Consider the following 23329-nt stretch of genomic DNA (forward strand, 5'->3'; position numbering starts at 1 on the left):
TTCAATCCTCCCAAGTCAAATAACCTTTTTTCCTGAACCAGCCCATAATCCGGCGCTCAATCATCCGGTTGAGTTTCGTCGCAAAGCCATCTGATTGCGCAACCGGGACGACGAGAATCGTATAAAAACCGCTTCTGTTGCCGCCGAGCACATCGGTCAAAAGCTGGTCGCCGATCACGACGGTTTCTTCCTTTTTCACGTCCATGATAGCAAGCGCCTTGCGGAATGCTTTGCCAAGCGGTTTTCTCGCTCTGAAAAGAAACGGGATGCCAAGCGGGTCCGCAAATGTTTTGACCCGCATTTCATTATTATTGGAAACAATCGTGATTTTGATATGATGTTCCTGCATGTCCTGGAACCATTGGACCAGTTTTGGCGGCGCACTCGGCCTGTCCCACTCGACCAATGTATTGTCCAAATCGGTGATGATGGCTTTAATGCCATGCTTTTTTAATTCTTCCGGCCTGATTGACAGCACCGATTTCACTTGCCGGTCCGGCAAAAAATTTTTCAAGATCAATCCGTGACACTCCATTCATTTTACCGTTCTGTCCACAAGATGCAAGCTTACCCGCCCGTTTATGAGTATATTGTCCCGAATATGCTTCATTCAAGTTTCTTTTATCATAACAATTTCTACAAATTATTCAACTGATAGCAATGCCCTGTTCCCCGGAAGCCGGAAACAGGAAAAACCGCCGGGCAGTGCGCGCTCAGCGGTTTTGATTGCTTTCCATTAGTCTTGTCCGTATCCATGGGTAAATCGCAAAGCTGCCATGCCTGCTGCTTGAAAATGTTGTGTTTTTCTTGCTTTGCGCTTTATACTTTCGCATTTTCCCCCATTGCTTCGATCAGCAGGTCGGCGATATGGACAGCGCGGACTTTTCCGCTTAAACCGGCCCGTTCGATCCCGAGTTTCATTTGCAGCAGGCAGCCCGGGTTGGCGGTCACAATGGTTGTGGCATGTGTCGCTTTTGCGTTTTCCATTTTATGGTCCAAAATTTGCATGGACATCTCCGACTCGACAATATTGTAAATGCCGGCCGACCCGCAGCAGTGGTCCGCTTCCTTCATTTCCCGGAATTCTACATTTTCGATGGCGCCAATGAGCAGGCGCGGCGCGGAAGAGGTCTTCATCACATTGCGCAAATGGCATGAATCCTGGTACGTGACCACCTGGTGCGGGAGGCTGAGTTTCCGTTTATGGAAGCCCAGCTCTACGAGAATAGCGGAAATATCTTTTATTTTGCTTGAAAATGCCGCTGCCCGTTCCGCCCATTCCGGATCGTCTTTTAACAAATGGCCGTAATCGATTAAATAAGCGCCGCAGCCGCCGGCATTCGTGATAATATAATCAGCGCGCAAATCTTCGAAAGCCTTGATATTGCGGCGGGCAAGGTCCTTTGCCATCTCTTTTTCGCCGCCATGGCCATGCAGCGCCCCGCAGCATGCCTGGTCCTGCGGGATGACAACCTCACAGCCGGCAAGCTGCAATAGTTTCAATGTCGCATCATTGGTTTCCATGAACATCGTGTCCATCAGGCAGCCGGTAAAAAAGGCAACGCGTTTTTTCACTTCCGCTTTTGGCATCAAATGTTCCGGGCGCTGTTTCATTTCCTTCCATTTTGGAATTTTTGGCAGCACTTTTTCCATGGACGATAAATTTTTCGGCAGAAGCTTTAAAGCGCCTGTCGCATGCGCCGCTTTTTGCAGGCCGCTCCGCTGGTAAAAACCGATCAGGCCTGTTAAAGCGCGCATCCGATTCTGGTGCGGGAACAATTCTTCAAAGACCGCTTTGCGGAGCACTTTTACCGGCAGGGACTGCTTCTTTTTCTTCGACTGCTGGATAATATCCCGCGCTTCTTCCAAAAGATGCCCGTACTGGACGCCGGGCGGGCATACCGATTCGCAAGCCCGGCAGCCGAGGCACAAGTCCAAAGAGCGCTCCACATCTTCATCCGGTTCGATAATGCCGTCCACAACGGCTTTCATCAATGCAATCCGGCCGCGCGGCGAGTGCGATTCTTTGAACCCCGATTCAATATAGGTCGGACAGGATGGCAGGCAAAAGCCGCAGCGCATGCAGTTCAGCAGCTGGTCTTCGTCCATCCTTTCCCTGAATTTCTGCTGGATTTCTTTTTGTTGTTCGGCTGTAATCATTTTTCCATCACCACTCGATCCGTTTCTTTGGCAAAGACTTTGCCGGGATTTAAAATATGGTTCGGGTCCAGCGCATTTTTGATCGCATTCATGACGCCAATGCCCGTTTCCCCGAGTTTCCATTCAAGATACGGCGCTTTCGCCCTCCCGACGCCATGTTCGCCGGTAATCGTGCCGCCCAGTTCAATCGCTTTTTGAAAAATTTCCGCAAAGGCTTTTTCAACCCGCTCCATTTCGTCCTGATCCCGGATATCGGCAAGGCAGGTCGGGTGCAGATTCCCGTCCCCCGCATGGCCGAATGTCCCGATATGGAGCCCGTATTTTTCAGCAATTTCATTGATTGCCACCACCATCTTTGCGACTTCGGAACGCGGCACGGTCGCATCTTCCAAAATCGTTGTCGGCTTCAGGCGGGCGAGTGCGCTTAAAGCGCTCCTTCTTGCCGTCATGAGCGCTTCCGCATGTTCCGGGGAAGCTGCCACCTTTACATCGACTGCATGTTGCTTGCGGCAAATTTCCGCGATCTTTTCAATATCGCGTTCCACCACTTCCTGCGGGCCGTCCTGCTCGATCAAAAGCACTGCCTTCACATTGGTCGGTAGGCCGATATGCGCAAAAGCTTCCACCGCCTGCAGTGTCGGCTGGTCCAGAAATTCCAGCGTCGCCGGGATGATCCGGTTCGCAATAATGTCGGAAACCGTTTGCGCGCACGCTTCAATATCCTGGTAAAGCGCCAGCATCGTCTTTTTTGCTTCCGGCATCGGCAAAAGTTTCAGCGTCGCTTCCGTAATGACGGCGAGCGTCCCTTCCGAACCGACCAAAAGCCGCGTCAAATCGTAGCCGGCTACATCTTTCGCCAGTTTTCCGCCGGTGCGGATGACCTCGCCGCTTGCAAGCACGGCTTCAAGTGCCAGCACATAGTCGCGGGTCACCCCGTATTTCAAACCGCGTAGCCCGCCGGAATTTTCGTTGATATTGCCGCCAATGGTCGAAATCTTCATCGAACTCGGGTCCGGCGGATAAAACAGCCCCTTTGCTTCCACCGCTTTGATCATATCGAGCGTGATCACGCCGGGCTCAACCGTCACCGTCAGATTCTCTTCGTCAATCTCAAGGATGCGGTTCATATGCTTAAAAACGAGCACAATCCCCCCTTCCACCGGGCATGTGCCGGCGCAAAGGTTGGAGCCGGATCCGCGCGGGACAACCGGAATCCGGTATTCGTTGCAAAGCTTCACAATCGCCTGCACTTCTGCTTTATTGCGCGGCGCGACAACCGCATCCGGCATCGCCTGGAACTGCGGGCTGGCGTCATAGGAATATACAAGCCGGCCCGCCTGCGTGTCATCGTAATTTTCCCGGCCGACGACTTGAATCAGTTTTTCTTTGGCCCCGCTTTCAATCATGAAACATTCCCCCGTTCTTTTTGATCTTTGATACAGTCAAAAAATTGTTTTCTGTTTCTTTTTATGATAAATCTAAATCATGGGGAATGATATAGATAAAGATACAAAGTTTACCGGTTTCTTTTGCTTGTTTTTTAGACTTTTATACAAAGGTGGGCCGAGATGCTATTATACACGAAACTTGCTAAAAATATCGTAAATGAAGTGCAATCGGTGATGGATGAGGATATCATCGTCGTGGATGAAAGCGGGGTGATTATTGCCTCGACGCAAAAAGAACGGATCGGGCATATCCATGCAGGGGCGCGCAAAGTTTTTCAAACGGGCCGGAAGCTGTACATTGATGAAAAAATGGCGGCGCAGATGGAAGGCGTGCGGTCGGGGATCAACATGCCAATCCGGTTTGAAGGCCGGACCATCGGGGTGATCGGGGTGACGGGAAACCCGGAAAAAGTTGAACATTATGCGGAATTGATCCGGCGGCTGACGGAATTGATCATTCAGGAAACCGTCCGGACTGAACAAATCCAGTCGAAAACAAGGGGGCTTGAGGCTTACTTTTACGAATGGGTGAATCTTGAGGCCTATGACCAGCATTTTGCCGAACGCGGGATGATGCTCGGGATTCCGGTGCAGGATCCGCATATTTGCTGCTTGTTAAAAGCGGAGATCCCGCAAGCGGTGGAAACGGATGCTTTTCGCTTGCTGCAGGCGGAATTTGAGAACAGCCGGGATCTAATCGTCCGCTGGGGGCCCGGGCTTTTTCTGCTGCTGATCAGTGCAGAAACACCGTTTGCCGCCCGCAGCCTCAGGAGCCGTTTCGAAGCCGTCCAGCATGAATTCGCTTGGAAATACGGCATCCCCTGTGCGGCCGGAGTCGGGAAAACAGCCGGCACAGTAGTCATTCGCCAATCATTTAAAGAAGCGCAAAAAGCCCTGGCATCCGCCGAAAAAACGGGCAGCATCGTCTTTTACGAAGACCTGCTGCTTGATCTTTTGGTCCAGGAAGTGCAGGACGATACACGGAATGCGTTTGTACAAAGAACGATCGGGAAACTGTACAGCCACTCCGGCCTGCTTGAAACATTGCAGGCCTTTCTCGCCCATGACCTGTCCCTGAAAAAAACGGCCGCTGCCCTGCATGTGCATATCAATACGCTCCATTACAGGCTGAAACAGATCCGCGATGTAACCGGCATTGACCCGAAAAAAGCGGACGGCATTGCCTTGTTTTCCTTGGCCCTTCACCTGGAAGGGCAGGAAAACTTGTAACCTGTTGCAGCGGGATGGGGGCAGGAATGTTGCTTTCAATGAACCAGACCCGCACAGAAAGCATCCGCAGGTTTTTACCACTGTGCAGGCGCCCTTTCCAGTATATCGGTTTCTTGCGAGGCACGGATTCCAAATAATCGGATACCGCTGCTTTTTTACATTTTTTAACCTGCTTCTTCCCATACCAAAAAGAGCGGGACACATTCCCGCCCTTTTTCGTTATTTCACTTCATACTGCCCCATCATGCCCAAGTCTTCATGTTCGAGGATATGGCAGTGGTACATGTAAATCCCTTTAAACGGGAACCGCATGATGACTTTCACCGTATCGCCCGGATGGACAAGCACCGTATCTTTCCAGCCCTGCTCATTGGCAGGCGGCGTTTTGCCGTTGATGCTCAAAATCTGGAACTGGACACCGTGAATATGGAACGGATGCACCATTTTTTTCGTGCCCATGAAAGTCGATTGATTTTGAATCTCCCATATTTCAACCGAGTGTAATTTAACCGTCTCATCTATCCGGTCCATGTTCATTTGCCTGCCGTTAATGCTGACGTTCGGGCCCATGCCGGACATGACAAATTTCCGCGTTTTCACCGCTTCTTGCACCGGCATTTTTTCGATTACAGCCAGTTTTTGCGGAACTTTGTAGGTCTGGTCGGCCTTTCCTTTTACTTTAAAATACATGAGCGTTTCTTTCCCATTTTGGAGCCGGAGCGTTTTGCCGTTTTTCATTTTTGAAAAATCAACCAAAATTTCTGCACGTTCCCCGGGAGAAAGCGTTAATTTTTTCATTTGCACAGGCGTCTTGAGAAATCCCCCGTCGGATGCAATTTGCACAAATGTCCTGTTGCCGCTCAGATGAAGATTGTACGTCCTGCCGTTTGCCCCGTTTAAAATCCGGAAACGGACGAGGCCGCGCCTGACCGTTAACTGCGGCTTAACCGCGCCGTTTACCAGTTCGGTTGTGCCCTGGAAGCCGTACATTTCATCTGTCATATTTAATTTGTACACGAGCTGGCCGTTTTTGTTAAAGCGGCGGTCCTGCAGCACAAGCGGAAAATCATTTTTGCCGTAGTCTTTCGGAATATCAAGGCTTTCCGCATGTTTGTCATCGACATAAATCAGACCGGCCAGACCTTTGTATACCTGTTCGCCTGTTTTTCCCATCGGGTGGGGATGGTACCAGAGCGTGGCAGCCTGCTGGCTCACCGTAAACTTTGCTATCCATGTTTTGCCTGGCTGGATGACAGCATGCGGGCCGCCGTCAGCCGAACCCGGGACAATGAGGCCGTGCCAATGGACCGTCGTTGCTTCCGGCAATTTATTTTTTACGATGATATTCACTTTTTCGCCCGTTTTCAACCGGATGACCGGCCCCAAATAGTCGCCGTTATATCCGTACGTTGCTGTTGTTTTCCTGGAAATAAACGCCTTTTTCCCCTGCTGTGCGGTTAAAGTATACTCCGCCGCGTTGGGATCCGGGTTCGTATCTTTTAAAACGGCTGGAATGGGCAGATCCGGATGCTGTGCCGCTTTATGATTTGTGCTGATTTTCACATAGCCGTTATAAAAGAAAACACCGCCAATACCCACAATGACCACGATTAAAATCAGAGCCCCTAACTTTATCTTGTTCATCCTACCCCTGCTTTTTCTTTTTTGATGTTCAGTACCATTGTAATGTTTTTTAACACCGGAAATCCATCGTTATAGATTGACAATTTTGTGAACATCTGTTGTGCATAGGCATCTTTGTTTTAACTTTTTTATAGTGGGGTATAATAATACTAAAAAGGAGGGATTGAATATGTTTGATTTAATGCCGTTCAGAAGAAACGACGATGTTTTCGAACGTATGATGAAGACTTTCAATGAGATGTTTGATGCGAATGCGTTGGCGCCTTTTGCGAACGCAAACTCGTTCCGTACCGACATTACGGAAAAAGAAGATGCTTATCTTGTGGAGGCCGAACTGCCGGGCTTCTCAAAAGAGGACATTACCATTGATGTCCGCAATAATGAGCTGACCATCCGTGCAAAACGCGACCAAATGGAAGAAAGCAAAGATGAAAAACATAGAGTTATCCGGCAGGAACGCCGCTATGGCGAATTCGTCCGGAAGTTTTACGTGGATAATATTAATGAAGACGAAATCAGCGCCACCCTTGATAATGGCGTCCTGAAAATTCATATTCCGAAGAAAACGAAGGAAGGCCCATCCGAAAAACGGATTCAAATCCAGTAATCATGAAGCGGAGGCTTGTAATGCAAGCCCCCGCTTTTTTGTGTAAAAAAGAAGCCGGATAATCCCTTAATCCATCAAATCCTTCTTCATTTTTTTAAATTCTTCTTCCGTGATTTCCCCTTTTGCATACCGTTCCCGCAAAATGTCGAAGCTTTTGTCTTCCCTTTGATGCGGCCGGAATTCGCTCACTTTTTTGATGCCTGCCACTATCAAAAAAATCACGAGCACAAAGATGACAAGCTGGGCAATCATGCCGATTAGGCTGAATACGCCCATCATGCCATAGCCACCGTACATCATGATGGTCAGCGCCTTTCCTTTTTACATTCCCTACTACTGTATACTGTACCACTTTTTTCTTAAAAAATCCATGATCTATTCGGGCTTCCCTTCCCCCCTTTTTTTGCACTCTTGCGCAAATTCGGCCATCGTTTTCTCATCCATCGGGCCGATGATTTTACGGATGATGGTCCCTTCTGCATCAATAAAGTAAGTCGTCGGAATGGTAACCGTTTTGTAAAGGGTGCCGACGGAGCCGTCCATGTCAAACAGAATTTGAAAAGCAAGGCCGTTTTTCTTCACAAAGTCAAGCGGCGCATTCTCGTTTGTTTCGGTATTCGTTAAATTCACAGCAAGCACTGCGACATCCGGGTTTTTTTCATAGAAACGCTGCATATCCGGCATCTCCGCTTTACACGGCGGGCACCAGGAAGCCCAAAAATTCAGGATCACCGTTTTCCCTTTAAAATCAGACAGTTTGACCGTTTGCCCCGATAGATTTGTCAGTGCAAAATCCGGCGCCTTTTCCCCTTCTTTTGCTTCTGCACCGCCGGATAGCGGTTGTGCCTTCACCGCGGTTTCCTGCCTCTCCCCTGCTGTTTTATTTTTATCGGGATCGTCCGGTTTTTTTAAAGCCATAAGCAAAATGGCTGAGGCCAGAAGCACGGCGGCAGCCAGAAACACCATTTTCTTCAACCGCTTCAGCTCCTTTTCGGGTATTAAAATGCTTTTCTACCATTTTTATTCTTTTTTTCGATGAAATAGAAGCAAACGCTATAACGCCATATTTGCAAAGAGGACAGGAGACGGTTTTTATAAATCGAGATGGAACCCGGCCGGTATTGCAAATGCAAAAAACGTGCTGCCACAAACCAGTATGCGGCCGATATCGGCTGGGCATCCAAGCAGGTTTAAAATACTTATAAGCTGTACAACCTGCTCGATTCGGGCAAAACGAACCTGGCATCCCGAAATCTCAACAGCCATGCAAAGAAAGCAGCAGGGTGCTTTATCCTGCTGCTTTACCCGTTTTCATTTCTCCTATGGCTGCGCCGGGCTTTTGCCAATGCGGGGAGCGGTTTAAAGCGGGCATCCCGGCCGTAAAAAGGGAACCTTGCGCCGTGTTTGGCGTTACCATCCCCGGCTTGCGCCGCCGCCTCCGGAAGAACCGCCGCCGCCTTTGCTGCCTCCCCCGCCGCCGCTTCCGCCGCCACCGCCGCCGCGAAAGAACATCATCAGGATATTCAGCAGAAAATACGTCATGGTTCCGCCGAGAAACTTGAAATCAATGAAAATCAGGATAAGGATCCCAAGCCCGATCAAAATCTGTTTCCAGAACGAATAGGGGGAAGCCTGGGCGGAAGAGGGCCGCTCATACGCCTTTGGATGGGCCTGAAGATTTACATTGTATTCCTTCGCCGTTTCGGCGGCAAGCTTCTTATACGTATTGATAACCGCCGCATCCGGCTTGTTTTCTTTCAAATACGGTATGGCATACTGATCAAGGATCCGCCCTACTTTTCCGTCCGGAAGCGCCCCCTCCAAGCCGTACCCGACTTCAATTCTAATTTTCCTGTCTTTTACTGCCACTACGAGCAATACTCCGTTGTTCATGGTTTTATTGCCGAGCCCGTACTGGCGGAAAGCTTTGTTGGCGTAAGCATCAATGTTTGTGTCTTTCCCGGTCGTGTCCACAGTCAATACCGCGACTTGCGCTTTTGTTTGCTCATCCAGCTGCCTGCCGAGCGAAACGAGTTCCTGTTTCTGGCTGTCTGTCAGCACCCCGGCAAAATCCTGCACATAGATGTCCCCGGCCGGTTCCGGAATGCCCGCTGCAGCACGCGCACCGGGAACGGCCGTGCATACGGCCAACAGAAAGGCGAGAAAAACGGCTGTAATAAGCGCGGCCCTTTTCATCACTGATCACTGCTGTTCCCGAAATCAACTTTCGGGGTTTTCTTTGCACTTTCATCCGCTTTAAAATATTCCTTTTTCTCAAAACCGAACAGGCCGGCAATAAGTGCGCCGGGCATTCTTTTCACCTTTTTGTTATACGTTGCGACGGCGCTATTGTAATCCTGGCGCGCCACAGCAAGGCGATTTTCCGTGCCGGCGAGTTCATCCATCAGCTGCGTGTAATGCTGGTTTGCTTTTAAATCTGGATATTTTTCAACCACCACCAACAGCCGTCCCAACGCGCTATCCAGGCGGTCGTTTGCCGCTGCCTGGTCTCCGGGTGTTTTTGCCCCGGCCAATTGTGCGCGGGCTTTCGAGATGTCATCTATCACCGCTTTTTCATGGGAAGCATAACCCTTGACGGTATTCACAAGGTTCGGGATCAGATCCGTCCGCCTTTGCAGTTGGTTTTGAATTTGCGAATAAGATTGATTTACGTTTTCTTCCGCATTCACCAAGCTGTTATAACTTGTAAAAACGCTGACGATCAGAACCACCAATATGGCGGCCACAATCAGCCATGGCATCCACTTCTTCATATACAATCCTCCTTATTTTATGCTTATAAATCCAATACCCTGCCAGCAGCATTGAAATGCCAGGCCCGGCAAAAAAAAGAAAGTATGTACCGGCCGCCTACCATTAAGATACGGAATGCCTGCCCAAAAGTTTCATGCTTCAGGTAAAATATTTCCCGAGCAGGATGCCTAAAAATGCCAGGGCAATGCCGAACAGATAGCTCAGCACAAGGTACGGAACAAGAATATGATATTTTTTGTCAGCCTGCAGCTGAATATTCTCAAGTTTAAAAGTGGAGAAAGTTGTAAAGGCGCCCAAAAAGCCGGTCCCGAGAAGTAGGCGCCACGAACTCCCGGCACCTGTGCCAAACAGAAGGCCGAGCATAAATGAGCCCGAAAGGTTAATGAAAAATGTGGCCAGCGGGAATTTTGCCGGAAACGCCCGGTTGATCCACCGCGAAAGAGAAAACCGGGAAACCGCCCCGAAAAAGGCGCCGATTGCGATAAAAATGCCGTTTAAAACCATGAATCCGCCTCCTTCATGACGCTGTATCTGAACCGCCTCTTCCCTTTAGCCGCGAATGCAGCATCCCGCCTAGTTTAAAGCCGGTCCATGACATGAACAGCCCGCCGGATAAACTGCAGAAAACATATAACAGCGCGGCAAACGCATGCGATTGCTGGATAAGCTGCACCGTCTCCACGCTGAAAGTCGAAAATGTTGTGAAGGAACCGACAAACCCGGTGCCAAGCGCGGTTACAATATACGGATGAATCTTATTGGATTTAAAAAGATGCATCGTAAGCCAGCCAAGCAGAAAGCAGCCGGCCAGATTGATCGCAAGTGTCGGATATGGAAAAACGGCATGCGTGTACATGCCGATCCATATGCCGAAATAATAGCGTGCCAAAGCGCCGAAAATACCGGCAACCCCGACCCAAATATATAGCATACAGCTCCCTCCAGTCCATTGCGGCATGGGATTTGCCCCCTGCGCTGCTTTTTTCGTGAAAAGAGTTCCCGTGCCGTGCCTAAGGGTTCGTTTATTTTGTCAAAAGCCTTGCCAGCCCAAATGCAGCGGCAGCGGCCAAACCGCCAATCACAACGGTCTCAAGCCCGCTCTTCCACACATTGGAACCGGTAAACCGCCCTTTCACCGCCCCGAAAATAAACAGCACAACGAGCGTCACCAGGACGGAAACAAGCAGGGCCTGTGATGCCCTGGTGACAAAAAAGTACGGGGAAAGCGGGATCAGCCCGCCCACAATATATGACAGGGCAATCGTTAACGCGCTTTTTAAGCTGCGCCCCTTTTCCGGCTTCTCAAGCCCCAGCTCGAATTTCATCATAAAATCCACCCATTTATCAGGGTTTTCTGCCATTTTATCGACGATTGCCTCGATTTGTTCCGGTTTCAGATCATATGCCTTAAATACATCCCGGACTTCGTCTTTTTCCCGTTCCGGCACTTCTTCTACTTCCCGGTATTCCCTTTTTAATTCGCTATAATAATGTTCGGCATCCGATTTTGCTGCCAGATAACCGCCAAGCCCCATGGCAATGGAACCGGCCGCAATTTCTGCCGCGCCGGCCGCGAGAACGAGCACCGGCGAATCCACTGCACCGGATAACCCTGCCGCCAGTGCAAACGGCACGGTCAGCCCGTCCGACATGCCAATTACGATATCACGGACGGTGTCGGATGCCTGGAAATGTTCCTCAACATGTTCATATTCCGGCATTCCTTCTCTTCCTTTCTGTCTTTATAGGTATTATTGTAGCATGTCAAGCCGGGAATGGGCGAAAATGAACATAAAATTTACTTTCTTGTAAAAGTTTCTTTGCAAACTTTTGAGATACGCATATAATGAACTTAACAACTGATGTCCGTCCAAAAGCCAGTTTTCCGGCTTTTGGACAGCATGTGTAAAAGGAGCCAATAAAATGTCACACGACCATGGACACCAACACCATCATCATGAGCCGGCACAATACGGAAAAGCTTTCGCAGCCGGCATCGGGCTGAATATTCTTTTTGTTGCCGTTGAAGCCATTTACGGCTTCTTTTCCGATTCCCTTTCGCTGTTGGCGGATGCAGGCCACAATCTGAGCGATGTGCTCGGGCTCATTATTGCCTGGGCCGCTGTCTGGCTCGGCAAAAAATTGCCAACAAAAAAGCGCACATACGGCTATAAAAAATCATCCGTGATGGCTGCGCTTTTAAATGCGATTATTCTGCTGATTGCAATCGGCGCGATCTTTCTCGGAGCAATCCAGCGTTTTGCCCATCCGGAACCTGTCGCAGGCAAAACGGTCATGATCGTTGCCGTGATCGGGATCGTTATTAATACCATCACCGCTTTACTGTTTATGTCCGGGCGAAAAACTGACCTCAATATCCGCGGCGCTTTTTTGCATATGGCTGCCGATGCGCTTGTCTCACTCGGCGTTGTCATCGCAGGTGCGATTATCCTGTTCACAGGCTGGGAGTGGGTCGATCCGGTTACAAGCATCATCATTGCGGTTGTGATTTTTGCAGGGACATGGGGCCTGTTGCGGGAAGCGGCCGACCTTTCGCTTGATGCGGTGCCTGCAGGCGTTGATGCCGGTGCGATTAAAACCTATTTAGAACAAATTCCGACCGTGCTCAACGTCCATGATTTGCATATATGGGGAATGAGCACGACAGAAACGATACTGACGGTCCATATTGTCCGTTCCCAAATTGAAGACAACGACCAGCTGCTGGAAAAGCTGGAAAAAGAACTGCATGACAAATTCGGGATCGAGCACGCTACCATCCAGATTGAGAAAGGGACTTATGTTTGCGGGCTAGCGCCGGACAACAAAGTGTAAAAGCAGATAAACAAAACTTGCGGCAATGCAAGATTATAGCCGGGCCCCATGCAGGATCTCTTCCGGGCACAACACAGATTTTCCTCGTGTACCGGCAAAAGAAAAAAGGCTGCCACCGTGCAGCTTTTTTCTTTTGCTCCTTCAAAAGCAAAAACTTTTCGACAGATTTCTACATTTCTCCTTCGTTGTGGATATTCTTATACACATTTTGCACAAAGTAACACCAGTCCTTCGCGCGTTTATAAACAATTTACCCACAAGATATAAACATTTTACTGTGGATAAAAGAACGCTTGTTCCGCAAGACTAAATTTGATAAAGTAAGGGTACAAATACTCTATCTTTATGATACGCGGGCTGCTTTAAAAAAAGAACATGATTTTCGGAGGTGGTACAAATGTATAAGTTATCTGATGAACTATTGATCGAGTCCTATTTTAAAGCAAAAGAACTGAAATTAAGTTCCGAGTTTGTTAAGCTCATTGAAAAAGAGATTGAACGCCGGTCGCTGACGCATAAAATCAAAGCAACCTCCTAGCCACTTTTGCTTGATATGTGGCTTTTTTTGTGTGATAAATCCTATTTTTGTGAATATGTATAAAAATAAAGGCAGTTGGGAGGTTTGCGGGGGTGGATTTTGATCATTGGTATAATGCTATCTTGAATTTTATCAAATCGCAAGCCGCCAATGGATTGACAGTGGCAAACGGATGCTGCGGGGCTGCAGCGCTTTTTTATTGCGGCAATCACGAGCCGGCGGTTTCCGCTGCCTTGATTTTTGCCGCTGTATTGTTCGACCGCTATGACGGGAAACTGGCCAGAAGGTTAAAAACAGAATCCGCACTCGGCAAGCAGCTTGATTCCCTTTGCGATTTGCTCTCGTTTGGCGCCGCGCCTGCCATGCTGATCCATACAGCGCTGTTTTGCCTGTACGGGATTCCGGGTATGCTGGTCGCCATGTTTTATATGCTTTGCGGGATGATCCGGCTCGCCCGGTTTAATATCAGCAAGCAAAAAGGCTTTTTTTACGGGCTTCCGATCCCCGTGGCAGGCTTATGTGTAACAGCCGGTTTTTTTGCCGTTCCTTATGTCACCCCCTTCTGGTTGTTCGTCTGGATGGTGCTGTTATCGATCCTGATGGTGGCGCCGTTTAAGTTAAAAAAAATATGAAAAAGGCGCACTGCAAATTTTGCAATGTGCCTTTTTCATTATTCGCCGTTTTGTTCCTTTCTTTTTTCTTTCTCAAGCCGGTAAAATTCGTGGAACATTTTCATGAGGGCCCGCTTTTCAATACGGGATACGTAGCTTCTTGAAATGCCGAGCTCCTTCGCAATTTCGCGCTGCGTTTTTTCCTTTTCTAAATTCAGGCCGAATCTGCCGATGATCACCTGTTTTTCGCGTTCATCCAATATGTCAAAGAATTGTTTCACTTTTTCCAGCTCCATATTCAGCTGGATCGTGTCAAATACGTCTTCCGCTTCAGACTGGAGGACATCAATTAACGAAATTTCATTTCCTTCCTTATCCTGGCCGATCGGGTCATGCAGCGAAACATCTTTTTTTGTTTTCTTTAAAGCTCTTAAATGCATAAGTATTTCATTTTCTATACACCTGGCCGCATATGTGGCAAGTTTTGTCCCTTTCCCTTCCGAGTAGCTTTCGATTGCCTTGATCAGGCCAATCGTCCCGATCGAGATGAGATCTTCTGTATCTTCACCGGTATTTTCAAATTTTTTGACAATATGCGCTACAAGCCGCAGGTTATGTTCGATTAAAATATTCCGGGCATCCGCGTCGCCTTCCGCCATCCGCTTCAAATATTTCCGTTCTTCGCTTGCCGAAAGAGGTTGTGGAAAAGCATTGTTTTTCACATAGGAAACCAAAAAAACAAGCTCTTTCATCATATAGCTTACTGCAGTTAAGATCCCCGACATCCTTCCACCTCCATTAGGCTTGAGCCTATATAGTTCAAACATATGAACAAGGAGGCGGAATTGTGTCTGTCCCGAAGAAAAGACGGTCTGGTAAATATTGCACGGCATTTAAAAAATCAAAAAACCGCATTACAGCGCGCTGTAATGCGGTTAAACAGATCCCTTAATTGTGTACAGCTTCATCCGTTTTCGTTTCCCGGATGATGTAATCAAAAGCGGCGAGCGCAGCTGTCGCGCCGGACCCCATCGAAATAATGATTTGCTTATAAGCGCTGTCTGTGCAGTCTCCTGCGGCAAACACGCCCGGAACACTGGTCGCGCCGCGCTTATCCACCACAATTTCACCCCGCGGTGTCCGTTCCACTGTATCGCCAAGCCATTCGGTATTCGGGACAAGGCCGATTTGGACAAACACGCCCTCGAGTTCAATATGGTGTTCTTCCCCGGTTGCACGGTCAATATATGTGATTCCGTTCACTTTATCCGTGCCGGTAATTTCTTTCGTTTGCGCATTTTTTATAACCGTCACATTCGGAAGGCTGTAAAGGCGCTCGAGCAGCACACGGTCCGCCTTTAATTCAGGCATAAATTCAATGACGGTTACATGTTTGACCACACCAGCAAGGTCAATGGCCGCTTCAATGCCGGAGTTTCCCCCGCCGATTACGGCAACATGTTTACCGGCAAACAACGGCCCGTCACAGTGCGGGCAGTATGCCACACCTTTGTTTTTGAATTCTGCTTCGCCCGGCACGTTGATGTTGCGCCAGCGTGCACCGGTGGAGATGATCACGGTTTTACTCTTTAATACAGCCCCGTTTTCCAATTCCACCTCAACGAGATCTTTCTTTTCAACCCGTTTTGCACGCTGCAGATTCATAATATCAACATTATACTGTTTGACATGCTCTTCAAGGTTTGCAGCAAGTTGCGGGCCTTCCGTATACTTCGTGCCGATTAGGTTTTCAATGCCGACTGTATCGAGCACCTGCCCGCCAATGCGTTCAGTGACAATCCCTGTCCGGATGCCTTTGCGTGCCGCATAAATGGCTGCACTTGCACCGGACGGGCCACCGCCGATGACGAGCACATCAAACGGGTCTTTCTTTTCAAACTCGGACGGATCCGCTGTGCTGCCAAGCTTGGCAAGAATTTCTTCCACTTCCATCCGGCCGCTTTCAAAGAATTCGCCGTTCAGATAAATGGAAGGGACGGCCATAATGCCTTTTCCTTCCGCTTCCTCTTTAAATGCAGCCCCGTCAATCATCGTGTGCGTAATATTTGGACTGAGCACACTCATGATGTTCAAGGCTTGTACCACAACAGGACAGTTCTGGCAAGTCAAGCTGACATAGGTTTCAAAATGGTATTCGCCTTTTATGCTTTGAATCTGGTCAATGACCTTCTGATCCACTTTAGGAGGGCGGCCGCTGACCTGCAGCAGGGCCAAAACGAGCGAGGTAAACTCATGCCCGAGCGGCACGCCCGCGAATATAATCCCGGTGTCTTCTCCCGGACGGTTTACACTGAAACTCGGGGTTCTTTCGAGTTTTGTGTTTTCCACTTTTATCCGGGGCGACATGGCGGCCAATTGGTCGACCAGTTCGAGCATATTCCGCGATGTTTCATCGGAACCCGCGCTCACTTTCAGCAGAACGTCGCCCTCCATCATTTGCAGATACTGGGCCAGTTGCGCTTTAATCTCTTCATCCAGTATCATTTCGGTTCATCTCCTCAGATTTTGCCTACAAGATCAAGGCTTGGTTTCAGTGTTTCACCCGTTTCTTTCCATTTTGCCGGGCATACTTCGCCTGGATGCTGGCGTACATATTGTGCGGCTTTCACTTTGTCGATCCAAATGCTTGCGTCGCGGCCGATGCCGTCAGCGTTGATTTCAACCCCCTGGATGACGCCGTCCGGATCGATCAGGAAAGTGCCCCTGTCGGCAACGCCTTCTTCTTCGCGCAATACATCGAACATGCGGGTGAGTTTTTGTGTCGGGTCGCCGATCATGGTGTATTCGATTTTGCTGATCGCTTCAGAATGGTCATGCCATGCTTTGTGCACAAAATGGGAGTCTGTTGAAACCGAGTAGACTTCCACGCCGAGTTCTTTTAAAGCGGCATAATGTTCCTGGAGATCTTCCAGTTCAGTAGGGCAGACAAATGTAAAATCAGCAGGATAGAAGCAGACAATGCTCCATTTTCCTTTGAAATTTTCATCCGTTACTTCGACAAATTCGCCGTTGCGGTATGCTTGTGCTTTGAACGGTTCAATTTTTTTGCCAATAAGGGACATCGTGCAATTCCTCCTTAAAATCATTTGTGTGAATGATCACGGTTTGCCGGCCCGGCCAGCAAACAATAATCATTTTAATCCAATACCAATTATTATATGGAATTAATTTCTTGTCAAGCAATTACACCCGGATTTCTATTTTATCGTTTCCGGATTTTAAATGATATAGTCATAAAACCATGATATTTATGTTTTTTATGCTGTTTCCGCCTCTTTTTTGCACGCTTGTAATTGAAAATCAGGGCAGATAATTGAAATTTTTTGCGCCCAAAGACTGTCGCTCTCCCATTCCACTATTGAGAATGCTTTTCAATGAATCAATGCCAAAAAAGCCGGTGGCCGCAGCCATCAGCTTTTCCTTTTCCGCCTGTGGAAAACAGCGGTAAAAATCAAAATATGCAAAAACATAGCGCCATCCCCTGATCCGGTTTTGCTAGGTGGAATCTGTCTCCATAAAGATAAAGTCCAAACGTCTCTGATAACGGGCCATCGTCAACCGCTCCTTTCTCAAGATGTTTTTTTGCTTAAAAATGCCTTACTTGGAATGCTTCACGCTTCGCATTCATTTCATCGTACAGCCTGAAAACTTCTTCATCACGCTGCCTTTGTTCTGCTGTCTTTTTCAGCCGTTTAATCGTGACCGTAATAAAGATTAAATTTAATGTCATTTTTTTCACCTCCTTCAGGGCACAAAAAAGCCGCAGGACCGGCATGATCCCGCGGCTTTCCGAAAAAAACCGCACGGATCAGGCAAATGCATCCTGCGGCTTGTGCGTCAAATTAAAAAATCAGCGCAAATTCAAACCGATACGGAGCGGATGCAGAACATGTTCAGTTGCAACTGCTGAAAATAGGATTGTGTATGCCATGTTCTCCAACCTCTTTTGAATTTGCTTACATAGGAAAGTATATCCAATTCAGGCGGGTTTGTAAACCGCAAATTGGCAAAAAAATAAAAAAAGGCCGAAAACCTTGTATGCCGGACAACCGTGTGCTTTGTTACTGCACCGCCCGGGTTACAAAGGCCCCTGCCTTTTCCATTATGATTTGCGATTATTCCGCTGTAAAAGCTGTGCGCCTTCTTCGCTTTTTAAAAGCCGTTTATGGTAAGCGCGTGAAATCGAGAAAAACAAAACAGATACGGCAACAAACCCGCTTGACGCAACGAGTAAAATTTTTGTCCCCAGTTCGGATTTCCCTTCGATCGGCATCACCGCACCCAAATATAAAAAGCCCGTCACAGCAAGCAGCACGATGCCGTACATTTTAAAATCCACCATTTTCACGTACATCGATTTCGCTTTCTTCAACCGCCTCACCCTTTCTATCAATCTGCTAAACCTACTCTATCACAGATGAAACATAAAAAAGACAAGTAATTGCAGGAAAGGAAGGAAAAAAATGGGTCTACAGATGTTCAACAATGCCCGTGACAAGATGGGCAGAGTTCACGGCCGCTGTTTCCAAATATTCATCAAAAGAGATCCCGGACTCCTGCCCTGCAATATCGGAAAGGGAGCGGATGATCACAAACGGGATGCCGAATTGCCATGCCACCTGTGCGACGGCAACGGCTTCCATTTCCACCGCCTGCACTTCCGGGAAGTGTTCCTTTACAGCCGCCGTTTTTGCGGGGTCATCCATAAATGAGTCCCCGGTAGCAATCAGCCCTTTCGTAACCTGAAGTCCAGGCAGTTTCCCCGCGCAGCTTTCCGCAATCCGGACCAGTTTCTCATCCGCCAAAAAAGCGGGCGGCATTTGCGGCACTTGCCCGTATTCATAGCCGAACACTGTCGCGTCAACATCGTGGTGGCGCACTTCCGTTGAAATGACGACATCGCCAACGTGAAGGGCGGGGTTTGCGCCTCCTGCTGAACCGGTATTGATTAAGCAATCCGGCGCGTATGTTTGCAGCAAAAGGCCGGTAGAAAGCGCAGCATTCACTTTCCCGATCCCGGAACGGAGCAAAATGACATCTTTCCCTTTCATTTTTCCCGCCGTATATTCATAGCCGGCAATCGTTTCAACATGCGGATGCTCAATCTGCCCGCGCAAAATCGACACCTCTTCTTCCATTGCGCCGATGATTCCGATTTTCATATGACTCCCTCTTTCGTCCAAAAGTTCCAATCCCCATTATATAGCAAAAAAGCAGAAGTGGATACAGCTTGCCAAAAAAACAACGTCTGATACGATGTACATGGAAGTGAGCGAAAATGGCATTTGAACTCGACAGGATAGAGGATAAGATTGAATTTTTCGAAGCGGACCGGCTTGAGGCGCTCGAGAAAAAAATCAATGATCAAATCGAAGCCAATAAAACCTTGCTGCTCCGGGTGGCGTCCGTTTCACACCAAACGCAGTTTGCCGCGGACGGCAGGCCCCATTATTCCGCCGTGGTCCATTTCGCGGCACAAAAATAAGCGGCACAGACGGCCGCTTATTTTTTATCGTTCTCGATCAATTCATACATCTTTGTCGGTTTCCAGCCTTTTCCGTCCACCCATGTCAAATAAACACGGTAGGTCGTATCGGAATTTTTCGCAGAAACCGTTCCGATCGCCTCATCGGTCGTTGCCCCGTGCTCCAAAAACCAGACCGTCATATTGTCTTCCGGTATGCCTGTTGCATAAGACAATGCCTTCAGCTTTTCCTTCCAGTCAAGCGAAGTGGATGAGGCGGAATAGACATGCCCGCCTGTTTGTCCGGTTCCGACCGGTTTCCAGCTGGAATCGGTAATGACTTCTTTCACATTCGGTTCATTGCTCTTTTCCACTTTACGGGTAGATTTTTTGTTGTCTTTGCCCGCCGTTTTTTTGGATGTATGAGATGATGTCGTTTCATGGCCGGACGAAGCAGTCTTTGTTACGGCCGCTTTCTTTTCCTTCGGTGCCGGTTTTGCGTTATCGTTCCCGGCGAAAAAAATGGAGTAAGCCACGATACAAATAAGCGCGATGACAATCACAATCAGGGTATTTAAAATGATGTTTGTTTTCCGCCGTTTTGACTGCTGCATGGCCTGTTTCCGTTCTTCACGGCTGTAAAATTCAGGCAAGGTCATCCCTCCATTTCCTGGCCTTATCATACCACGGTTTTGCCGGCTCGAAAAGGCGCACAAATGCGTTAGCGGCGGGCATGGCCCGCCGCAATCCGGATGTGATAAGCGTATGCGGCAGGCGGTGCCCTTTACAACACGGCACTTTGGAACACCTGCGCACTCGCTCCGGATTATTGAATCGAGATGATTTTGACTCTCATATCCCCGCCCGGCGTCTGAACCGTGACTTCCTCTCCGACGCTTTTCCCGAGCAGGCTTTTTGCAATCGGGGAGTCGTTTGAAATTTTTCCTTCAAACGGATCGGCCTCGGCGCTTCCGACAATCGTGTACGTTTCTTCTTCCCCGTCCGGCAGTTCCACAAAAGTAACGGATTTCCCGAGCGATACCGTATCTGTCCCGTCATCTTCAATAATTTTCGCATTGCGGATCATGTTTTCAATTGTCGTAATGCGGCCTTCCACAAAAGCCTGTTCTTCTTTCGCGGAATCGTACTCGGAATTTTCGGAAAGATCCCCGAAACTTCTTGCGATTTTAATCCGTTCGACGACTTCTTTCCGTTTGACCGTTTTTAAATATTCCAGTTCCTGTTCCAATTTTTCTTTCCCGTCCTGGGTCATCGGGTAAACTTTTTCCTGAGCCAAATCCCTTCACTCCTATATCTCTTAGTTATCAAATGTGTATGCGTTTCAACATACAAGATGACGCTTTCTGCAAGCGGCTGTGTTTTTTCCGTCATGTTGTTTAGCGCGCCGAAAAGATTCCGGCGCGCTCACCATGTATTCTAAATAATCGTATTACAAAAAAGACTTTTGTTCAAGAATGGATTGCAATTTTGTCACGACTAAATCAATCGCCACCCGGTTCTGCCCGCCTTCCGGGATAATGACGTCTGCATATCTTTTTGTCGGCTCGATGAACTGGTTGTGCATCGGCCTGACCACCGTAATATACTGCTCGATGACCGACTGGAGCGTCCTGCCGCGCTCTTCAATGTCCCGTTCAAGCCGCCGGATGATCCGCAAATCGGCATCGGTATCAACATACAGCTTAATATCCATTAAGTTGCGCAATCTTTCATCTTCCAATACTAAAATGCCTTCCAAAATAATGACATCTTTCGGTTCTACATGAATGGTGCGGTCCGACCGCGTATGTTTGGAAAAGTCGTAAACCGGTTTTTCAATTGCCTCATAAGAAAGCAGTTTATGCAGATGCTCAATGAACAGGTCATTGTCAAATGCAAACGGGTGGTCATAATTTGTTTTCAGCCTTTCTTCAAATGGCAGATGGCTTTGATCTTTGTAGTAAAAGTCCTGTTCAAGCACCAGAATGGAGTGTCCCTTCAAGCTTTCGTAAATCGCCCGGGTAACGCTTGTCTTCCCGGACCCGGAGCCCCCGGCCACGCCGATCACAGCCGGCTTTCGTTCCATTTCCTTCACCTCTTCATACTGACTGCCAATCCATCTCCAACGGGGAAAATCGCGGTGATAAATTGCTCATGCTGCATTAACCATTCGTTGTAGCTTCTGATTTTCCGCACCAGATTGCTGACTTGCTTCTTTTCGATGAAGTCTTGTACCACAAGGCCTTTAAATAGCACATTATCCGTGTATACACATCCCTTTTCCCGCAGAAAAGGCGTAAATGAATCAAAAAATTTCCGGTACTGCCCCTTTGCCGCATCAATAAATATCGCATCATACGGGCCGAGTTCCCGGGCCTTTTGGATGACGTCCCCGCAAAGCGCATCCCCTTTGAGCAGGCGGATCCGCCGGGATAAAGGGGTGCGGGCAAAATACGCATTTGCCTGGGCAACTCTTTCTTCTTCGCGTTCAATGGTGACAACTTTTACATTCGGAAGCGCATCTGCCATTTTCAGGGCCGAATACCCGATTGCCGTCCCGATTTCAAGCACGCTTTCCGGCTTCTGGATTCTTAACATCTGGCAGAGTGTTTCCATTCCGATCGGATCCATAATCGGAATATGCTCCGAGTTTGCAAAAGACGCCATTTCTTCAAATAGCGGATCATTCTTTCGCATCAACTGCTCTATATACGCTTCGACCGGGCCGTTCATCGGCAGGCCCTCCGGCATAAACACATTTCCATAACTTCTCCCTGCTTCTCAAAAAAATTCCGCTTATTATCGTAGCACATTTCAAACGGGAAAGCGAATGTTTACCGTTTCGCCTTCGCAATGTACTTTTCCTTTAAAGCATTATGTTCCTTCAATGTATTGGCAAAATAGACTTTCCCTGTATCCACATTTGCAAGAAAATAGAGGTAATCGGTTTTTTCAGGCTTGAGCGCAGCCTTGATCGATTGTTCTCCGGGACTTGCAATCGGGCCTGGCGGAAGGCCTTTATGTTTGTATGTGTTATAAGGGGAATTCACCCGCAAATCTTTATACGTCACTTTTTCTTTATGCCGGTTTAAAGCATACAGTACGGTCGGGTCCGTCTGCAGCGGCATGTTCTTCTTTAATCTGTTGTAAAAGACGCTTGAAATTTTTGCCCTGTCCGCTTTTTCAGTTGCTTCTTCCTCGATAAGTGAAGCCATCGTAAGCAGTTTGTGTGGCGTTAAACGGGCCTGTGTGCTTTGCCCGGCGTAAGCGGAAAAAACCGCATTTGTTTTAGCCACCATCGTTTCCAGTACGGCATCAAGCGGCACATGCTGATCATAAAACGAATAGGTCGCCGGAAAAAAGTAGCCCTCGAGCGGATGCCGGATCTGCTGATTGAAAACTTCTTTTGTCACAAGGCGCGGGTATTTTTTCATCAAATGCTGTACAAAAGCGGGGTCATCTGCCCGCTTGAGCACCTCTTCTTTCCGGAAGGAGCTGTGTTTTTCGATGATCTCCGCAATTTCCTCAAGGCCGGCCCCTTCCGGCACGGTAAAGCGGATTGCGGCAATACCGCCTTTTTGCATGCTGCGGACGATCGTGCTTGTATCCATGGACGGTGACATTTGATAAGTGCCTGCCTTTAAACCGGACTGGCGGTGGGATTTCGCATAAATCGCAAAAGCCCAGGCATTTTGGATGATCCCGTTTTTTTGCAAAATATGCCCGATCTCCTTTACCCCGGAGCCGGGCGGAATCGTGACGAGTTTTGTCTTATGGTTGCCGGGCTCCGCCGGTTTCAGCGCCGACACGTAAAAAAAGGCTGCCCCTCCGAAAACAACAACAGCCAGCATGATAATGCATGCGGCTATCCATAATTTCGGTTTCTGCTTCATTTTTTGAAGCAACATTTGAAACGGATTTTCCTTTCCGGCCAAAACAGAATCTTCCTCTCAATAAGAAAAATCTTAAAACAAGTACAGAAAGCCATTTTCGGCT

The 23329-nt window shown here is 48.3% G+C and carries 28 protein-coding genes; 6 read left to right on the plus strand and 22 right to left on the minus strand.

Translation table 11 applies throughout. The annotated features are described in order from the left end of the window. Position 1: 1 nt before the first annotated feature. From IC21_RS06830 to glcD, 3 genes are all read right to left on the minus strand, one after another. A complete protein-coding gene (locus IC21_RS06830) occupies positions 2-520 on the minus strand; it encodes a YqeG family HAD IIIA-type phosphatase (RefSeq protein WP_019720536.1) in 519 nt (172 codons plus the stop codon). 299 nt (positions 521-819) lie between these two features. Next, the gene (locus IC21_RS06835; RefSeq protein ID WP_029141919.1) at positions 820-2160 is read right to left on the minus strand and encodes a (Fe-S)-binding protein; all 1341 of its coding nucleotides are present in this window, start codon (positions 2158-2160) and stop codon (positions 820-822) included. After that, the gene (gene glcD / locus IC21_RS06840; RefSeq protein WP_029141920.1) at positions 2157-3566 is read right to left on the minus strand and encodes a glycolate oxidase subunit GlcD; all 1410 of its coding nucleotides are present in this window, start codon (positions 3564-3566) and stop codon (positions 2157-2159) included. The genes IC21_RS06835 and glcD overlap by 4 nt, the downstream gene beginning before the upstream one ends. A gap of 162 nt (positions 3567-3728) precedes the next feature. On the opposite strand from glcD, the gene IC21_RS06845 reads away from it, so the two are divergent. Continuing rightward, positions 3729-4838, plus strand: a complete 1110-nt coding sequence (locus IC21_RS06845) for a CdaR family transcriptional regulator (protein ID WP_029141921.1) — start codon at positions 3729-3731, stop codon at positions 4836-4838. 219 nt (positions 4839-5057) lie between these two features. On the opposite strand, the gene IC21_RS06850 is transcribed toward IC21_RS06845, so the two are convergent. Further along, positions 5058-6482, minus strand: coding sequence for a multicopper oxidase family protein (locus IC21_RS06850; protein ID WP_029141922.1), 1425 nt, complete (start codon positions 6480-6482; stop codon positions 5058-5060). Positions 6483-6651: 169 nt separating this feature from the next. On the opposite strand from IC21_RS06850, the gene IC21_RS06855 reads away from it, so the two are divergent. After that, positions 6652-7089, plus strand: a complete 438-nt coding sequence (locus IC21_RS06855) for an Hsp20/alpha crystallin family protein (RefSeq protein WP_029141923.1) — start codon at positions 6652-6654, stop codon at positions 7087-7089. A gap of 66 nt (positions 7090-7155) precedes the next feature. On the opposite strand, the gene IC21_RS06860 is transcribed toward IC21_RS06855, so the two are convergent. The 7 genes from IC21_RS06860 to IC21_RS06890 form a co-directional block, all read right to left on the minus strand. Next, positions 7156-7389 carry an SHOCT domain-containing protein gene (locus IC21_RS06860; RefSeq protein ID WP_029141924.1) on the minus strand — a complete coding sequence of 78 codons (234 nt, stop codon included), beginning with the start codon at positions 7387-7389 and terminating at the stop codon, positions 7156-7158. A 75-nt stretch (positions 7390-7464) separates the two neighbouring features. Next, positions 7465-8055: a TlpA family protein disulfide reductase gene (locus IC21_RS06865; RefSeq protein ID WP_234969466.1), complete on the minus strand. Its 591-nt coding sequence runs from the start codon at positions 8053-8055 to the stop codon at positions 7465-7467. A gap of 444 nt (positions 8056-8499) precedes the next feature. Continuing rightward, positions 8500-9285, minus strand: a complete 786-nt coding sequence (locus IC21_RS06870) for a TPM domain-containing protein (RefSeq protein WP_029141926.1) — start codon at positions 9283-9285, stop codon at positions 8500-8502. Then, complete coding sequence (locus tag IC21_RS06875; RefSeq protein ID WP_013859734.1) at positions 9285-9863, minus strand: LemA family protein; 579 nt, start codon at positions 9861-9863, stop codon at positions 9285-9287. Before IC21_RS06875 ends, IC21_RS06870 begins: the two co-directional genes overlap by 1 nt. Positions 9864-10002: 139 nt before the next feature. Then, positions 10003-10368, minus strand: a complete 366-nt coding sequence (gene crcB / locus IC21_RS06880; protein ID WP_013859735.1) for a fluoride efflux transporter CrcB — start codon at positions 10366-10368, stop codon at positions 10003-10005. Between the two features lie 13 nt (positions 10369-10381). Further along, positions 10382-10795, minus strand: coding sequence for a fluoride efflux transporter CrcB (gene crcB, locus IC21_RS06885; RefSeq protein WP_026683581.1), 414 nt, complete (start codon positions 10793-10795; stop codon positions 10382-10384). Positions 10796-10886: 91 nt separating this feature from the next. Beyond that, positions 10887-11585, minus strand: a complete 699-nt coding sequence (locus IC21_RS06890; RefSeq protein WP_013859736.1) for a VIT1/CCC1 transporter family protein — start codon at positions 11583-11585, stop codon at positions 10887-10889. Between the two features lie 202 nt (positions 11586-11787). Between IC21_RS06890 and IC21_RS06895 the strand changes: the two genes are divergently transcribed. The 3 genes from IC21_RS06895 to pssA all read left to right on the plus strand — a co-directional run bounded on the left by IC21_RS06895 (position 11788) and on the right by pssA (position 13869). Then, entirely contained in the window at positions 11788-12699 is a 912-nt protein-coding gene (locus IC21_RS06895) for a cation diffusion facilitator family transporter (protein WP_029141927.1), read from the plus strand. 397 nt (positions 12700-13096) lie between these two features. Next, positions 13097-13237 (plus strand): sporulation histidine kinase inhibitor Sda, encoded by a 141-nt coding sequence (locus tag IC21_RS06900; RefSeq protein WP_017553160.1) that lies wholly within the window; start codon positions 13097-13099, stop codon positions 13235-13237. A 92-nt stretch (positions 13238-13329) separates the two neighbouring features. After that, positions 13330-13869, plus strand: a complete 540-nt coding sequence (pssA, locus tag IC21_RS06905) for a CDP-diacylglycerol--serine O-phosphatidyltransferase (RefSeq protein ID WP_029142440.1) — start codon at positions 13330-13332, stop codon at positions 13867-13869. 38 nt (positions 13870-13907) lie between these two features. Here pssA and sigK read toward each other — a convergent pair whose 3' ends face one another. From sigK to mtnN, 6 genes are all read right to left on the minus strand, one after another. Next, positions 13908-14633, minus strand: coding sequence for an RNA polymerase sporulation sigma factor SigK (gene sigK / locus IC21_RS06910; protein WP_019720812.1), 726 nt, complete (start codon positions 14631-14633; stop codon positions 13908-13910). 163 nt (positions 14634-14796) lie between these two features. After that, positions 14797-16353 (minus strand): alkyl hydroperoxide reductase subunit F, encoded by a 1557-nt coding sequence (ahpF, locus tag IC21_RS06915; RefSeq protein ID WP_029142441.1) that lies wholly within the window; start codon positions 16351-16353, stop codon positions 14797-14799. A gap of 14 nt (positions 16354-16367) precedes the next feature. Further along, positions 16368-16931, minus strand: coding sequence for an alkyl hydroperoxide reductase subunit C (ahpC, locus tag IC21_RS06920; protein ID WP_013859741.1), 564 nt, complete (start codon positions 16929-16931; stop codon positions 16368-16370). Positions 16932-17455: 524 nt separating this feature from the next. Next, positions 17456-17599, minus strand: a complete 144-nt coding sequence (locus IC21_RS06925) for a YrzI family small protein (RefSeq protein WP_013859742.1) — start codon at positions 17597-17599, stop codon at positions 17456-17458. Positions 17600-17971: 372 nt separating this feature from the next. Further along, positions 17972-18250: a YrhC family protein gene (locus IC21_RS06930; RefSeq protein ID WP_230951705.1), complete on the minus strand. Its 279-nt coding sequence runs from the start codon at positions 18248-18250 to the stop codon at positions 17972-17974. An 88-nt stretch (positions 18251-18338) separates the two neighbouring features. Continuing rightward, on the minus strand, positions 18339-19031 hold the full coding sequence (gene mtnN, locus IC21_RS06935) for a 5'-methylthioadenosine/S-adenosylhomocysteine nucleosidase (protein WP_017553155.1): 693 nt from the start codon (positions 19029-19031) through the stop codon (positions 18339-18341). A 116-nt stretch (positions 19032-19147) separates the two neighbouring features. On the opposite strand from mtnN, the gene IC21_RS06940 reads away from it, so the two are divergent. Further along, a complete protein-coding gene (locus tag IC21_RS06940; protein ID WP_029142442.1) occupies positions 19148-19354 on the plus strand; it encodes a YrzA family protein in 207 nt (68 codons plus the stop codon). A gap of 17 nt (positions 19355-19371) precedes the next feature. On the opposite strand, the gene IC21_RS06945 is transcribed toward IC21_RS06940, so the two are convergent. From IC21_RS06945 to mltG, 5 genes are all read right to left on the minus strand, one after another. Then, the gene (locus IC21_RS06945; RefSeq protein WP_017553153.1) at positions 19372-19986 is read right to left on the minus strand and encodes a DUF1510 family protein; all 615 of its coding nucleotides are present in this window, start codon (positions 19984-19986) and stop codon (positions 19372-19374) included. Positions 19987-20159: 173 nt separating this feature from the next. Then, entirely contained in the window at positions 20160-20630 is a 471-nt protein-coding gene (gene greA, locus IC21_RS06950; protein WP_013859748.1) for a transcription elongation factor GreA, read from the minus strand. 153 nt (positions 20631-20783) lie between these two features. Then, a complete protein-coding gene (gene udk, locus IC21_RS06955; protein ID WP_029142443.1) occupies positions 20784-21419 on the minus strand; it encodes a uridine kinase in 636 nt (211 codons plus the stop codon). A gap of 5 nt (positions 21420-21424) precedes the next feature. Beyond that, on the minus strand, positions 21425-22066 hold the full coding sequence (locus tag IC21_RS06960; protein ID WP_029142444.1) for an O-methyltransferase: 642 nt from the start codon (positions 22064-22066) through the stop codon (positions 21425-21427). Between the two features lie 101 nt (positions 22067-22167). Further along, complete coding sequence (gene mltG / locus IC21_RS06965; protein ID WP_029142445.1) at positions 22168-23268, minus strand: endolytic transglycosylase MltG; 1101 nt, start codon at positions 23266-23268, stop codon at positions 22168-22170. Positions 23269-23329 lie beyond the last annotated feature (61 nt).

Source organism: Heyndrickxia coagulans DSM 1 = ATCC 7050, from assembly GCF_000290615.1.
GTDB classification, from domain to species: domain Bacteria; phylum Bacillota; class Bacilli; order Bacillales; family Bacillaceae_C; genus Weizmannia; species Weizmannia coagulans.